General features: G+C 43.9%; 15 protein-coding genes. 10 read left to right on the top strand and 5 right to left on the bottom strand.

The window, feature by feature from the left end; all coding sequences use genetic code 11:
- Nucleotides 1-177 precede the first annotated feature (177 nt).
- The 3 genes from AB4323_RS02090 to AB4323_RS02100 all read left to right on the top strand — a co-directional run bounded on the left by AB4323_RS02090 (nt 178) and on the right by AB4323_RS02100 (nt 2,703).
- Nucleotides 178-366 (top strand): AlpA family transcriptional regulator, encoded by a 189-nt coding sequence (locus AB4323_RS02090; RefSeq protein ID WP_025507322.1) that lies wholly within the window; start codon nt 178-180, stop codon nt 364-366.
- Between the two features lie 14 nt (nt 367-380).
- Complete coding sequence (locus tag AB4323_RS02095; protein WP_140066032.1) at nt 381-1,229, top strand: hypothetical protein; 849 nt, start codon at nt 381-383, stop codon at nt 1,227-1,229.
- Between the two features lie 310 nt (nt 1,230-1,539).
- Nucleotides 1,540-2,703, top strand: coding sequence for a flagellin (locus AB4323_RS02100; RefSeq protein ID WP_408063677.1), 1,164 nt, complete (start codon nt 1,540-1,542; stop codon nt 2,701-2,703).
- Nucleotides 2,704-2,729: 26 nt separating this feature from the next.
- Here AB4323_RS02100 and AB4323_RS02105 read toward each other — a convergent pair whose 3' ends face one another.
- Entirely contained in the window at nt 2,730-3,944 is a 1,215-nt protein-coding gene (locus AB4323_RS02105; protein WP_140066030.1) for a site-specific integrase, read from the bottom strand.
- A gap of 227 nt (nt 3,945-4,171) precedes the next feature.
- Nucleotides 4,172-5,038, bottom strand: coding sequence for a YicC/YloC family endoribonuclease (locus tag AB4323_RS02110; RefSeq protein WP_017063084.1), 867 nt, complete (start codon nt 5,036-5,038; stop codon nt 4,172-4,174).
- Between the two features lie 248 nt (nt 5,039-5,286).
- Here AB4323_RS02110 and rph point away from each other — a divergent pair, with 248 nt between their 5' ends.
- A complete protein-coding gene (gene rph, locus AB4323_RS02115; protein WP_009847983.1) occupies nt 5,287-6,003 on the top strand; it encodes a ribonuclease PH in 717 nt (238 codons plus the stop codon).
- 233 nt (nt 6,004-6,236) lie between these two features.
- Nucleotides 6,237-6,878 (top strand): orotate phosphoribosyltransferase, encoded by a 642-nt coding sequence (gene pyrE / locus AB4323_RS02120; protein WP_017059267.1) that lies wholly within the window; start codon nt 6,237-6,239, stop codon nt 6,876-6,878.
- A 137-nt stretch (nt 6,879-7,015) separates the two neighbouring features.
- On the opposite strand, the gene lpxL is transcribed toward pyrE, so the two are convergent.
- The 3 genes from lpxL to coaBC all read right to left on the bottom strand — a co-directional run bounded on the left by lpxL (nt 7,016) and on the right by coaBC (nt 10,007).
- Nucleotides 7,016-7,996 (bottom strand): LpxL/LpxP family Kdo(2)-lipid IV(A) lauroyl/palmitoleoyl acyltransferase, encoded by a 981-nt coding sequence (lpxL, locus tag AB4323_RS02125; protein WP_102332608.1) that lies wholly within the window; start codon nt 7,994-7,996, stop codon nt 7,016-7,018.
- Nucleotides 7,997-8,035: 39 nt separating this feature from the next.
- Nucleotides 8,036-8,626 (bottom strand): nucleoid occlusion factor SlmA, encoded by a 591-nt coding sequence (gene slmA, locus AB4323_RS02130; RefSeq protein ID WP_004741428.1) that lies wholly within the window; start codon nt 8,624-8,626, stop codon nt 8,036-8,038.
- A gap of 139 nt (nt 8,627-8,765) precedes the next feature.
- Nucleotides 8,766-10,007, bottom strand: a complete 1,242-nt coding sequence (gene coaBC, locus AB4323_RS02135) for a bifunctional phosphopantothenoylcysteine decarboxylase/phosphopantothenate--cysteine ligase CoaBC (RefSeq protein ID WP_136979983.1) — start codon at nt 10,005-10,007, stop codon at nt 8,766-8,768.
- A 223-nt stretch (nt 10,008-10,230) separates the two neighbouring features.
- On the opposite strand from coaBC, the gene radC reads away from it, so the two are divergent.
- The 5 genes from radC to mutM all read left to right on the top strand — a co-directional run bounded on the left by radC (nt 10,231) and on the right by mutM (nt 13,155).
- The gene (gene radC, locus AB4323_RS02140) at nt 10,231-10,905 is read left to right on the top strand and encodes a DNA repair protein RadC (RefSeq protein ID WP_048666236.1); all 675 of its coding nucleotides are present in this window, start codon (nt 10,231-10,233) and stop codon (nt 10,903-10,905) included.
- Between the two features lie 291 nt (nt 10,906-11,196).
- A complete protein-coding gene (gene rpmB / locus AB4323_RS02145; protein ID WP_004728407.1) occupies nt 11,197-11,433 on the top strand; it encodes a 50S ribosomal protein L28 in 237 nt (78 codons plus the stop codon).
- Nucleotides 11,434-11,446: 13 nt separating this feature from the next.
- Complete coding sequence (rpmG, locus tag AB4323_RS02150; protein WP_002535344.1) at nt 11,447-11,614, top strand: 50S ribosomal protein L33; 168 nt, start codon at nt 11,447-11,449, stop codon at nt 11,612-11,614.
- 204 nt (nt 11,615-11,818) lie between these two features.
- Entirely contained in the window at nt 11,819-12,343 is a 525-nt protein-coding gene (locus AB4323_RS02155; protein ID WP_032546317.1) for a hypothetical protein, read from the top strand.
- Nucleotides 12,344-12,345: 2 nt separating this feature from the next.
- Entirely contained in the window at nt 12,346-13,155 is an 810-nt protein-coding gene (gene mutM / locus AB4323_RS02160) for a bifunctional DNA-formamidopyrimidine glycosylase/DNA-(apurinic or apyrimidinic site) lyase (RefSeq protein ID WP_372151485.1), read from the top strand.
- Nucleotides 13,156-13,166: the final 11 nt, after the last annotated feature.

A 13,166-nucleotide genomic window follows, 5' to 3' on the forward strand; every position in this document is an offset into this window, starting at 1 on the left:
CTCACGGCATAGTGTGATTTTAATTCCTTGATAGTTATATGTTTTTTATTGTGAGCCTCACGGTTCTTGGTGTTTGAGAATGGTTATTGTGAGTCTCACAAGATTTGAGTTATGTTCGAAGAGGGTATTTTTGAAAACTGTAAATCGAGTTGTGACATCAAAAATAAGGAGAATGTCATGACAGATTTAGGTTTGATTCGACGTGAAATGATTTTGGATCAGCTACGCATCTCTAACTCAACATTGTACTTGTGGATCTCTCAAGGGAAGTTTCCAGAACACACGAAGAAGTGTGGTCGTATAGTTTTTTGGCGAATCTCGGATGTTCAAAAATGGATTGATTCGTGTGATTCATCGAGAAAATGAGAGGATAGTAGAAAATGGAACTTCATGATTTTTTATGCGATCTGAAGCTTGAAAGTTGGGAATGGATATACGATGAACACCAAGCTTACGAGGAAGACACTTTTAGGATCGACACATTGAGATCTAGGGCAAATGGTCTATTTCAAGTTGGTGGAAGAAGGTACACGAATGCGGATATGCATAACCTAGCGGATATGCTTGAAAACTGTATCGACGGAGAAGCATGTAGAAGCCCAGCTTGCAAACGCTGTACACGTCAGCATCAAATTGAGCATGTGACATCGATATTAGAAACCATGTTAACTGAGCTAAATATGGGAACTAGTATACGCTACTGTGCTTTACATTTGGTTCAGTACTCTAGAAACATCGAGGCATACGAGTTTCTCAGTTATGACGTTCAAGCAGATAAAGACCGTTTACGTAAATTGCTTTCTAGCAGCGGCATTGATGGTCCGGTATTAGGATCTTTAGAGATGGATTTTCATAAGTCACCGCAAAAATGGCTGAGTCACTACCATCTTTTGACCAAGCTAACAGGAAATGAACAAGCCTTAGGACGTCTTTCTGACAAAATAAAACGTCTTCACCCCGAGCATATTAAGAGTGGAGTTACTGCTCGTCCTTTCATGGTTCAAAAGATAGGTAATCCAGTAAAACAACTAAGTTACTTATGCAAATTAGGTTTTAACGAAGTTCGAGACTATAAAACGAATGGTTTTAGACGTTGTACTAAGAAGTACAGATTAGATACTTTACTATTTTGTGACTACTTATGTTGGATGAATGAACTAGGTAGAAGAAAATTCTTGTTTCAATATCGTGCAAGAGAATGGACGAAGATAAAACGCTCCGAGTTTTGATTTCATCATTATCGCATAGAACCAAATATGGTTATATTTTAAGTACTTAAACCTAACTTCTACGAAAATAGCTTAACAACACTACATTTTATTTAGCTTTAACCTAGAGTTTTAGGAGAAGAGACAACGAGCTGGATTAGCTTTGACACTGTTAATCTAGCTTTCTAAGCACTAATTGCTAAACAAAATGCATATGCAGCCGATAGATTAATTGTTCAGTTATTTCGTAGTTAATGAGGCTCATCTAGTTATGCTAAGCGTTAATACAAACATAGTTGCGATGAAGGGTTCACAAGGTTTACACCGAGTGATGAATAGTCACTCTGTTTCGATGGAACGCTTGTCGTCAGGTATGAAGATTAATAACGCAAAAGACGATGCTGCTGGTCTTCAGATCTCTAATAGATTGCATGCACAGAGCCGTGGAATGGATGTTGCTATTCGAAATGCAAACGATGGTATATCCATGCTACAAACCGCTGAAAGTGCGATGAATGAATATACTGAAAGTTTAATGCGTATGAGAGACCTAGCACTTCGGTATGCTAATGGCTCACTATCCTCAGAAGATAGAACTGCAATTCAAGAGGAGTATATTACATTAACTGATGAGCTTCACAGGTTAGCTGACACTACCAGCTTTGGTGGAGAACGACTTCTTAATGGAACTAATAGCCACAAATCATTTCAGGTTGGCTCTAATGGTGGAGAGACTGTTAGTATTGAGTTGCCCAATTTAGGCACAAAAGAACAACAGTCAACGGTTGTAGAAGATCGTTTTGTAAGATATACCGAGTACAATCAAGGTTGGATATCTAAAGATGGTGATCGTATCGGAGTTCAAAGGATTTCTTATGATGAAGATCGTCCCCATCAAACAGAAGATTTTGTTTATGTTGATATAGAAGCAGGCTCTTCAGTAGAAAGTATTGCTCGACAAGTTAATGATGAATTAGGTAATTCTGTTCATATGCTAACGGAAGAATACACACGTAATGATGGAACAAAATCACAGCGTTTAGTGTACTATTCACAATTCGAAAATGAGTACGTAGCTGTTAGGCATTACCATAACTCCTACCCACATAATCAAAATTCCCCTTTTACTACTGGGAAAGGTATTTATCACAGCCCGTCAGCTGAAGTCACAAAAGTAAATGTGATAAGCTCGATTCCTTACTTAGATAACCCAAAGTTAGCTGGAACAGTGGCAGAGGAGCTGGATGAATTACTACGCTCTGTTGATTCTTATAGAGCGAATATTGGAGCAACGCAAAACCGCTTGCATCATGCTATAAATAATTTGAACCAATCATCAGAGAATGTTGCTGCTAGCAACCGCCAGATCAGAGATACTGACTTCGCAAAAGAAACCAGCGAGTTAACAAAGCAGTCGATTCTAAAAGAAGTAAACACCTCCATGCTGGCTCAAGCTAGCAAAACTCCGCAAGGTGCACTTGGCTTGCTGAGCTGATTGCTCAACTATTTAGCAGGGTTACTTTACTGTATATAGTCGGATAGCATTTTTGATAGCTTACCTAACGCTTCCTTCCTCTCATCAAGATAGTCATGGATATCATAAGTGTCATTCAGCTTACCCAGCTTATGGTTCAAGCATCGTTCTGCGATATGCGGAGCAACGCCACACTTCGAGAGTAAAGTTCGGAAGGTTCTCCTCAGATCGTGAACAGTGAACATCTCCATTTCTCCCATTTTATTCGGTGGTTGCACTTTGCGCCCGGGCTCTCGACCGAAGAGCTTCGAGATAGCTCTGTTTAATGTGTCTTTCCCCATATGAGGCTGCTTGCTAGTTCTTCTGGCTGGAAACAGATACTCCGAACCACATGCTCTCGTATAGAGTTCTTCAAGCCATGCGAGCACTTGTTCGGTCAGTGGTATCGTTATCCCATCTCCTTTCTTCACTCTTTCACCCGGTAAGTGCCACAGTGCATTTTTCAGATCGAACTCAGACCATTTAGCTTCCGTCAGCTCTGTTTTGCGAACACCAAGAGAAAGAAGAAGTGCGCAAGCTAAGTAATTTTCACGCCCAAAACTTGGCAAGTTCTGTTGGAAAACGTCAAAGGTTTTTTTAATCTCATCAAGGGTAAGCTTACGATCACGGCTTCCTTCAACTCCCCCAGCATCATTTACAGAAAATGCTGATGCTGGGTTATTGTCATTTAAACCTAGTTTAATTCCATGGTTAAACAGTTGTTTGCAGTACATTAACGTGTCGTTGGCAACTGTAGGTCGTCCACTGTTTGCAACATTTCTGATGATTGTTCGGATATCAAGGGGAGTTACGGACTTGATTTTCTTTCTGCCAATAATTGGACCGATATCTCGTTCGTAGACTCTCTTCGGAATGTTGGGATGCTTCAATCTTGTAGCTAAGTCGGCGTACCAGTCTTCATATAGTTGTTCAACTAGTTTAATCGTTATGGCTTGGTGTTGCTTACGCTCTACTAAGGGATCTTCTTCATTACTAACTTTCTTCTTTAGTTCCATTGCTTTGTATCTAGCATCAGCTAAAGAGAGGTGCGCGACCTTATCTATGGTCATCTCGCGACGTTTACCCATAATCGTGTATCTGAGCATCCAGTAAGCTCGACCAGATTTAGGAATCATAAGGTACAAGCCATCACCATCACTATGACGACCCACTTTATGGTTACTAACCAGAGACTTAACTTGATTTACTTTTAGCTTTCCCACACCGCTACCCTTAGTAAAAGAAGATAAGCCAATAGTAGCTCTAAAACTAGTGGGTAGTAAAGTGTAGAAGTTGCCGTTTGTGAGGGGGTTTTGAGAGGGTTATACCCAACTTACTCCCCGAAAGTTTTGGGTAGTAATAGGATTTACTAGGACTCAGTAGGAAAGATTTTGCCCATAACTATTTGTTTTTAAAATTAGTTATGGGCATATTAAGAAGCTATAGGATATTACTCTATATTCTGGATCTGCTCACGCATCTGTTCGATAAGAACCTTAAGCTCTACGCCTGATGCTGTGATGTCTGTGCTGATAGACTTAGACGCTAGCGTGTTTGACTCACGGTTGAACTCTTGCATCATGAAGTCTAGCTTACGGCCACAAGCGCCACCTTTCTTCAGTACTGCATTTGCTTCTTTCACGTGAGAATCTAGACGGTCTAGCTCTTCTGCTACGTCTGACTTCTGCGCAAGTAGGATAAGCTCTTGCTCAACACGAGAACCTTCCAGTTCGATTTTCGCATCTTCAAATTTGGTAAGAAGACGCTCACGTTGCCACTCTAGGATCTCAGGCATGCGTGCACGAACTTTCACTACTTCTTCAGTGATTGCATCTAAGCGCTGTACGATTAGCGCCTTCATGTTCTCACCTTCACGAGCACGAGCATCAATGAACTCTGCGATAGCATCGTTGAATGCTTCAAGTAGGTCTTTGTTGATGGCATCCATGTCTTGCTCTGGCGTTTCCATCACACCAGGCCAGTTCATGACTTGGAATGGGTTCAAACGGCTCTCTTCACCTGTCATCGTCATTACTTGGTTCGCAGCATTGATTACTTGCTGAGCCAAACCTTCGTTAATGCTTAGTTCTCCCTTTGCAGCAGGGTTTGCTTCAAAGCGTAGGTTACATTCAACCTTACCGCGTGCAAGACGCTTACGGAAACGCTCACGCAAGATTGGCTCTAAACCACGGAACTGTTCAGGCATACGGAAGTAAGTTTCTAGGTAGCGTTGGTTTACACTACGGATTTCCCATACTGCGCTGCCCCAATCGCCTTTTACTTCTTTGCGTGCGTACGCGGTCATACTATAAATCATCGAATTTTCCTGTCTTTTATCATTCTGAAAATAACGCGCACGCATAGTATCACGATATGGTGTGCTCTCGAAGCCTGTCGCTTTTCACTGTAAATAGCCTTTCGTGATAAATAGCTTTGAACGGTAAATAGATTTGCACGATAAACTGCTATATAATCTTGCCCCAATCAAAACTGTCTCACCCCTTTCTTAGGTGATGCACTCTTTCGATAGTAAATCACTTCAGACTGTTAATAAGGTAGATACCAATGCGTCCAAATGACCGCGCTGTAGATCAAATTCGTCCAATTAAAATTACTCGTAACTACACAGCTTATGCTGAAGGTTCTGTATTAGTTGAGTTCGGCAACACTAAAGTTCTATGTAATGCGACGGTAGAAGAAAACGTACCGCGTTGGTTAAAAGGCCAAGGAAAGGGTTGGGTAACGGCTGAATACGGCATGCTGCCACGTGCAACGCACACTCGTAACCGTCGTGAAGCGGCGAGCGGCAAGCAAGGTGGTCGTACGATGGAAATCCAACGTCTGATCGCTCGTAGCCTACGTGCTGTTGTTGACCTGAAAGTAATGGGTGAAATTATGATCACTGTCGATTGTGATGTTATCCAAGCAGACGGCGGTACTCGTACTGCTTCTATCTCAGGTGCAAGCGTTGCAATGGCTGATGCTATCAACAGCCTACTAGCAAGCGGCAAACTGAAAAAGAACCCAATGAAAGGCCACGTAGCGGCAGTTTCAGTGGGCATCGTTGGTGCACAAGCACTGTGTGACCTTGAGTACGTTGAAGACTCAGCAGCCGATACCGACATGAACGTTGTAATGACGGAAGACGGTAAGATGATTGAGATTCAAGGCACAGCAGAAGGCGAACCGTTCAGCCACGAAGAGCTGATGCAGCTTTTAGCCCTGGCTAATAAGGGCATTGCCGATATCGTCGAAGCGCAGAAAGCTGCGTTGGCCGACTAGTCATTTTTAATAGCTCCCAATTTGGGGGCTATTTTTTTATTTTCGTCATATATAACTCTACACCAGCGTTAGCTGCAATTTTTCACCCTAATCACATAGGTCCCCTATGCTCATAGGGCTGAAAAACCTTGCTGCCTTGTTGTAGAGCTATCTATTTAGAAAATACATCATTGTTAGCTTCCTGAGCGATTGGAAGTTAGGAACTGGAAAGTAAATTAATTTAGAGGATGAGCATGAAAGCATATCAACGTGAATTTATTGAATTTGCACTAGAGAAAGAAGTACTTAAGTTTGGTGAGTTTACTTTAAAGTCTGGCCGTAAGAGCCCTTACTTCTTCAATGCTGGATTGTTTAATACAGGTCGTGACCTAGCGCGTTTAGGTCGCTTCTACGCAGCAGCATTGGCTGATTCTGGCATTGAGTTCGATGTACTATTTGGCCCTGCATACAAGGGTATCCCAATTGCAACGACGACAGCGGTTGCACTGGCAGATCACCACGATGTAGATACGCCTTACTGTTTTAACCGTAAAGAAGCGAAAAACCACGGTGAAGGTGGCAACCTTGTCGGTAGCGCGCTTGAAGGTCGCATCATGTTAGTGGACGACGTGATCACTGCAGGTACTGCGATTCGTGAGTCGATGGAAATCATCCAAGCAAATGGCGCTGATTTAGCGGGTGTGCTTGTTGCTATCGACCGTCAAGAGAAGGGCAAAGGCGAACTGTCTGCGATTCAAGAAGTTGAGCGTGACTTCGGTTGTGCGATTATCTCAATCGTTAGCCTGACTGACTTGGTGACTTTCCTTGAAGAGAAAGGCACCGACGCAGCGCATCTAGAGTCAGTAAAAGCGTACCGCGCTCAATATGGTATCTAATGCCTGAAGTTTGAACCTGATGGTTTAGATCCCTAGGTTTAGAATTTCAAAACGAGAAAGGCCCGAGAGATAAATATCTTTCGGGCCTTTTACTTTTCTATTGAGGTGAGCTGCTTTCTTATCTGAAGATAGGTGCTCTATTTGTAACGAATGCCGCGTTCAGCTTCTGGGTCTTCCATAGTCTTAAAGCGCTTGTGCAGCCACATCCACTGTTCTGGTGCTCTTAAGATAATCTTCTCAAGGTAGCGGTTCATGTAGGCGGCAGCCGCTTTCTCATCTTTCTGCGGGTAGTTTTCTTCGATTGACTCATCAGCCATGATTTCATATTTGCCGTTGGCATTTCTAAAACCAGACCCCGGAACAAGTGCACATCGGCTGGTGTAAGCCAGAATACTGGTGCCTGTTGTGGTACACGCATCTTCTACTGCGAAGAAAGGCACAAACACAGATTTGTTACGGCCGTAATCATGATCCGGTAGGTAGAAAAGGATCTCACCTTGACGCAGGATTCGAATCATACGCTTCACGTCTTTACGGTGAATCAGGCGGTTGCCGTTTTGAGTACGACCACGGTATTGAATGAATTCATAAGCCGGATTGTTGTGCGGGCGATAAACACCTAAACCAGAAATACCTAATACAGCCATTGCTCGCGCAGTGATCTCTAGATTTAAGGCATGCACACAGCATAGAAGAACACCTTTACCGTTGGCTTTATGTGTACGCAGTGTTTGGGTGTCTTTATCTACTAGGATTCGCTTGAAACGCCACGTTGGCCAGAACCAGGTAATGCCGGTTTCGATGAGTGCCATACCTGTGTTCTTAAAGTTCTCACTGACCATTGCCGCGACTTCATCTGCTGGCTTGTCTGGGAAGGCGAGCTCCAAGTTACGTGTTGCTACCGCGACGCGCTTTTTACCATAGCGAGCACCCAAAGAGCCTAACGATCGGCCTAACAGCAGTAAGAGGCGATAAGGGAGAACGTTAACAATAAGCGCCAATAACCCAAAACCAAACCATACACCCCAATATTTAGGGTGAAGTAGAGCTAGAGTAAAAGGCGGCTTAGTAATCACGTGTTGTGCTGTGCCGTTTGCTGAAGAAGTTTTCGTCGTCATAACCATCACTTAAGATTTGATTGCCACTTAATTTGATTGCTACTTAATCTGAGCGCTTAGCAGTGCCCAATAAGCATCAAAGTTTTCTGTTGGTTGATATTTGAAGTCTGAGCGAACAAATCGATTCAAGCTGCCTTCAACTTGACCGAGCAGTTGAGCGGCTAAGATTTTCTCATCAACCGGGAATGATTTCCCTTCACGAAGCTTTCTTTCACGCAGGATCTGGCGAAGTTGCGTCTCAATGCGTTCGAAAAGTTGGTTGATGCGATCACGCAGGCGTTCATTTTCAAACATTAGAGCATGACCAGATAAAATTCGAGTCAGGCCTGGGTTACGTTCTGAGAAAACTAAGATAAGTTGTAGCACTAGGCGTATGCGCTCTAGCGTGTCTTTCTCTTCATCCAGAATACGGTTGATTCGAGACATCAACGCTTCTTCAATGAACTCGATCAGGCCTTCAAACATGCGGGCTTTGCTTGGGAAGTGGCGGTATAACGCAGCTTCAGAAACACCCACTTGCTTGGCCAACTTTACCGTTGTGATACGAGAAGCACCTTCGGTCGATTCCAACATTTGTGCGAGAGCTTGTAGGATTTCTTCACGACGGTTTGATTTTCGAGTACCAGCCATCTATTTACTTCCTTTCCTAAAGATGAGGATTGAGTGAAGAAGGATTATAAACACCATTCAATTCTGTTTCCTAGTTTTGTGAGCCCTAGGTCAACAGAATCGAGAGGTGTCAGCAGATTATCAGAGCAAATTTGTGCGTTTATACATTAATAAGCTGTTGGATCTGATCGAGGATCTGGAAACCAAGTGTGTCTTTGCTCTCCAGTGGTAGAGATTTATCGCCGCCTTTCCAATAAAGGTGCAGCTCATTGCTACTGCTATTGAAGCCTTGGCCTTCAACTGAGACGTCGTTGGCGCAGATCATATCGAGGTTCTTTCTTTCCAGTTTACCGCGTGCGTACTTCTCAACATCTTGAGTTTCTGCTGCGAAGCCGACAGTAAATGGGCGACCTTCGGTCATTGAAGCGACAGAAGCGACAATATCTGGGTTTTTAACCATTTGAATGGTCATGTCGTCTTTACCGTCGACCTTTTTAAGCTTTTGGTCTGCGATGGTCTCAGGGCGATAATCGGCAACCGCGGCGCAGCTGATGAAAATATCATGTTGAGAAGCGTTTGCTGCAACCGCATCAAACATCTGTTGAGCGCTGTCGACATCGATACGATTAACCTTATTTGGTGTCGCGAGTGATACAGGGCCGCTGACTAGAGTTACTGTTGCGCCTTGTTTCGCTGCCGCTTCAGCCAGAGCATAGCCCATCTTGCCCGAGCTGTGGTTGGTAATGTAACGCACAGGGTCAATGGCTTCACGAGTTGGACCCGCCGTGATTAACACAGAGCGACCAGCAAGAGGTTTAGGTTGGAAGAAGTCTTCACAGCGGTGCACGAGCTGCATAGGCTCTAGCATGCGACCCATTCCCACATCACCACACGCTTGTTCGCCAGCCGCCGGTCCCCAAATCTCACAACCACGACGTTTTAGTGTTGCGATGTTCTCTTGAGTGGCAGGGTGGCTGTACATCTGTTGGTTCATTGCCGGAGATACCGCAACTGGCGCATCGGTTGCTAGAACCAAAGTGGTCAGTAGGTCGTTACCCATGCCAGCTGTCATGCGCGCAATCAGATCAGCGGTTGCTGGCGCTAGTAATACCAAATCAGCCCATTTTGCGAGCTCAATGTGCCCCATGGAAGCCTCAGCAGCAGGATCAAGCAAACTATCAGACACTGGCCTTCCAGAGACGGCTTGCATGGTGAGAGGAGTAATGAACTCCTTGGCTGCATTCGTCATCACGACTTGTACTTGTGCTCCACGTTCAATTAAGCGTCGAGTCAGTTCGGCACATTTATACGCAGCGATACCACCACTAATGCCAAGTAGGATTTTTTTCCCAGCCAGGCCTTGTAGGTCAGCGTTATCCAGTTGATTAACCAATGTTTGCATGATTCTGTTCCTTAATTTCTCTGCGACTTACGATATCAGAACAAAGGATAAGTGCCTAGAAGCAGAACTCGAACAGAGTTGACGCTCATCAAGTTGGTGTTATCAAACTTATCAATTACACGATTTTGTTAGTGTCTCGTTTCCTTTGATCTCTATCGAAGGATCTCTGATTACGATCTCATTAAGGTGATGGGTTGTGTTCATGACCAATGATTGTCTTTATATGCCAATAGATAAAATACCTGCCGAATCGATGCCGAGAGAAAAGTTGTTAAATAGAGGGCCTGATTCTTTGAGTGATGCTGAACTGCTCGCGATATTCCTGCGAACAGGGACACAAGGAATGAACGTCTTGGAACTCGCTGACAAGTTGATCAAAGACTTTGGCTCGCTCCGTCATCTTTTTTCAGCAACACAGGAAGAGTTTTGTGCTCATAAAGGGATGGGGCAGGCCAAGTATGTTCAATTGCAGGCTGTATTAGAGATGACGCAGCGTTATCTAGCAGAGACTTTATCTCGTGGAGATGCGCTTACTAGCCCAAGTCATACTAAGCTTTATCTCTCGAGCATGTTGCGCGATCGCCAGCGAGAAGCCTTTTATATATTGTTCCTTGATAACCAAAATAGGGTAATAAAGGACGAGGTGATGTTTGAAGGAACCATCGATGCCGCATCGGTTTACCCGCGGGAAGTGGTTAAACGGTCACTTCATCACAATGCGGCGGCATTAATCTTAGCTCATAACCATCCTTCAGGTGTTGCTGAGCCCAGCCAAGCGGATAGGCGGATTACACGCCGATTAACCGACGCATTAGCGCTGGTGGACATCCGAGTTCTCGACCATTTTGTCGTTGGAGATGGTGAAGTTGTCTCTTTTGCAGAGCGTGGATGGATTTGAATCACATTTTAGGTTGTTAGTTGCGTTAAATCTGCTATTATTCCGCCCACATTTTTAGACCTAAAATCAGCTCTGATTACTCAAGCAAGCTGCGCTGCACAAAAAAAGATCACGAAATCCGTAAAAAGGATCTGTTCGGGTCTTGAGCAATGCGTGTCAAGTTAGTATAATGCGCGACCTTTGATAGCCTTGTATGGATTTTCCATAACGGTTTTTACCTTCTATTTTAATTGATAGAGAGGTTCGGCCACCAAGGTTGATATCGAGCTGAAACGATTGGAGAAGACATTCATGTCCCGAGTATGCCAAGTAACTGGTAAGCGTCCAGTAACGGGTAACAACCGTTCACACGCACGCAATGCTACTAAGCGCCGTTTTCTGCCGAACCTACAAACTCATCGTTTCTGGGTAGAGAGCGAAAAACGTTTTGTTAAACTACGTCTAACTGCTAAAGGCATGCGTATCATTGATAAGAAAGGCATCGATGCTGTTCTTGTTGATATCCGTGCACGTGGCGAAAACGTTTAAGAGGAATTAAGCAATGGCTAAAGGCATTCGTGAGAAAATTCGTCTAGTATCTTCTGCAGGTACTGGTCACTTCTACACAACTGATAAGAACAAGCGTAACATGCCAGGCAAATTTGAGATCAAAAAGTTTGATCCAGTAGTTCGCCAACACGTTATGTACAAAGAAGCTAAAATCAAGTAATTGATGCTTTTTTTGCTCTTCTTCAGTAGAAGAAAGAATTGAAAAACCCAGTTTAATCGCTGGGTTTTTTTATATCTACAATTTGAGGAACTCAATTATTCTTGCTTGATATAGCCTCTGATAGATAGAAATCTGTACAACATAGAAAGTATTGCCACTTTCACGATATACTGAATGTTCAATAGGTTAGATGAGCAGAATCAGATGAGATATCGTGGACGCCGGTGGAACAACATACTCATGTTCAGTGTGATCGCTTTTATTGGCGTGTTAAACCTTCCAACATTGATCAAAGCGTACCTTATCGAGCCTGAACCGCAGGTTGATAGCCCTTATCCTTATCTCCTGAACCCAACAGCAAAGCTTCAAGCGTTACACTTTGCTAAGTGGTCTGTCATTCAACAAGATAATCAATGGGTTTACCAGTTCGAAGATACTGACTTTCCTCAAGCCACCAATGCACAAGAGCTGTCACAACGTTGGAAAGAGCTTGTGGGCACGGAAGTCGACTCACAGACCTACACAGACCTTACGCCTCGGTTAAATACACCACACACCATCGAAGTATGGTATCAAGACCAAGAAGAGCCCCAGCGTATTACCTATTATCAATTGCCTGAGTTCTGGTTGTTAAAAAACTGGAATGATCAGTGGTTGGCGGTGTCTATTGAAGAGAGCTACCTGTTTCCAAGCTTTAACGCTAACCACTCCTCTAAATCGGACGACTAACTATGCCTGAATTACCCGAAGTCGAAGTAAGCCGTATGGGGATCTCGCCTCATTTAGTTGGCGAGACCATTAAAACCCTTACTTTTCGCACGCCTAAGCTGCGTTGGGATATCCCACAAGAGTTAAAAGCATTAGAAGGGCAGGTGATTCGCTCTATCTCGCGCCGTGCAAAGTACCTATTGATTGAAACGGATACTGGCACTGCCATTGTTCACCTTGGTATGTCTGGCTCACTACGCGTATTAGATGCTGACTTCCCAGCAGCAAAGCACGATCACGTGGATCTTAAGCTCACTAATGGAAAAGTACTACGCTACAACGATCCACGTCGTTTTGGCGCTTGGTTGTGGTCGGCGCCTGATGAAGTCCACTCTGTGTTGCTTGGTTCTGGTCCTGAGCCGTTAACGGACGACTTTAACGCTGATTACATCGCTGAGAAAGCAGAAAAGCGTAAAGTCGCAGTCAAGCAGTTCATCATGGACAACAAAGTAGTGGTCGGTGTCGGGAATATCTACGCTAACGAAGCCTTGTTCTCTGCAAAAATCCACCCGTTACGATCGGCAAACAAAGTGACCAAAGCCGAATGGATCTTGTTAACCGATGAGATTAAACAAGTACTCGCAACGGCTATCAAGCAAGGTGGTACTACGCTGAAAGATTTTTCTCAGGCTGATGGTAAACCAGGCTACTTCGCACAAGAGCTGCAAGTGTATGGTAAAGCAGGTGAAAAGTGCCCTAACTGTGAAGCTCTAATCCAAGAGTTAAAAATAGGGCAGCGGAACACGTTCTTTTGTGAAGAGTGCCAAAGTTAAAAAGGGGAGCA

It is taken from the genome of Vibrio sp. 10N.261.52.C11 (assembly GCF_041471405.1).
In the GTDB taxonomy this organism is placed as follows: domain Bacteria; phylum Pseudomonadota; class Gammaproteobacteria; order Enterobacterales; family Vibrionaceae; genus Vibrio; species Vibrio crassostreae_C.

Excerpts from the sequence above, each read along its gene's own strand:
- coaBC (WP_136979983.1), bottom strand. The coding sequence starts at position 10,007 with ATGCAAACATTGGTTAATCAACTGGATAACGCTGACCTACAAGGCCTG.
- mutM (WP_372151485.1), top strand. The coding sequence starts at position 12,346 with ATGCCTGAATTACCCGAAGTCGAAGTAAGCCGTATGGGGATCTCGCCT.
- AB4323_RS02095 (WP_140066032.1), top strand. The coding sequence starts at position 381 with ATGGAACTTCATGATTTTTTATGCGATCTGAAGCTTGAAAGTTGGGAA.
- AB4323_RS02090 (WP_025507322.1), top strand. The coding sequence starts at position 178 with ATGACAGATTTAGGTTTGATTCGACGTGAAATGATTTTGGATCAGCTA.
- rph (WP_009847983.1), top strand. The coding sequence starts at position 5,287 with ATGCGTCCAAATGACCGCGCTGTAGATCAAATTCGTCCAATTAAAATT.
- rpmB (WP_004728407.1), top strand. The coding sequence starts at position 11,197 with ATGTCCCGAGTATGCCAAGTAACTGGTAAGCGTCCAGTAACGGGTAAC.
- AB4323_RS02155 (WP_032546317.1), top strand. The coding sequence starts at position 11,819 with ATGAGATATCGTGGACGCCGGTGGAACAACATACTCATGTTCAGTGTG.
- lpxL (WP_102332608.1), bottom strand. The coding sequence starts at position 7,996 with ATGACGACGAAAACTTCTTCAGCAAACGGCACAGCACAACACGTGATT.
- radC (WP_048666236.1), top strand. The coding sequence starts at position 10,231 with ATGCCAATAGATAAAATACCTGCCGAATCGATGCCGAGAGAAAAGTTG.
- slmA (WP_004741428.1), bottom strand. The coding sequence starts at position 8,626 with ATGGCTGGTACTCGAAAATCAAACCGTCGTGAAGAAATCCTACAAGCT.
- AB4323_RS02110 (WP_017063084.1), bottom strand. The coding sequence starts at position 5,038 with ATGATTTATAGTATGACCGCGTACGCACGCAAAGAAGTAAAAGGCGAT.
- rpmG (WP_002535344.1), top strand. The coding sequence starts at position 11,447 with ATGGCTAAAGGCATTCGTGAGAAAATTCGTCTAGTATCTTCTGCAGGT.
- AB4323_RS02100 (WP_408063677.1), top strand. The coding sequence starts at position 1,540 with ATGAATAGTCACTCTGTTTCGATGGAACGCTTGTCGTCAGGTATGAAG.
- pyrE (WP_017059267.1), top strand. The coding sequence starts at position 6,237 with ATGAAAGCATATCAACGTGAATTTATTGAATTTGCACTAGAGAAAGAA.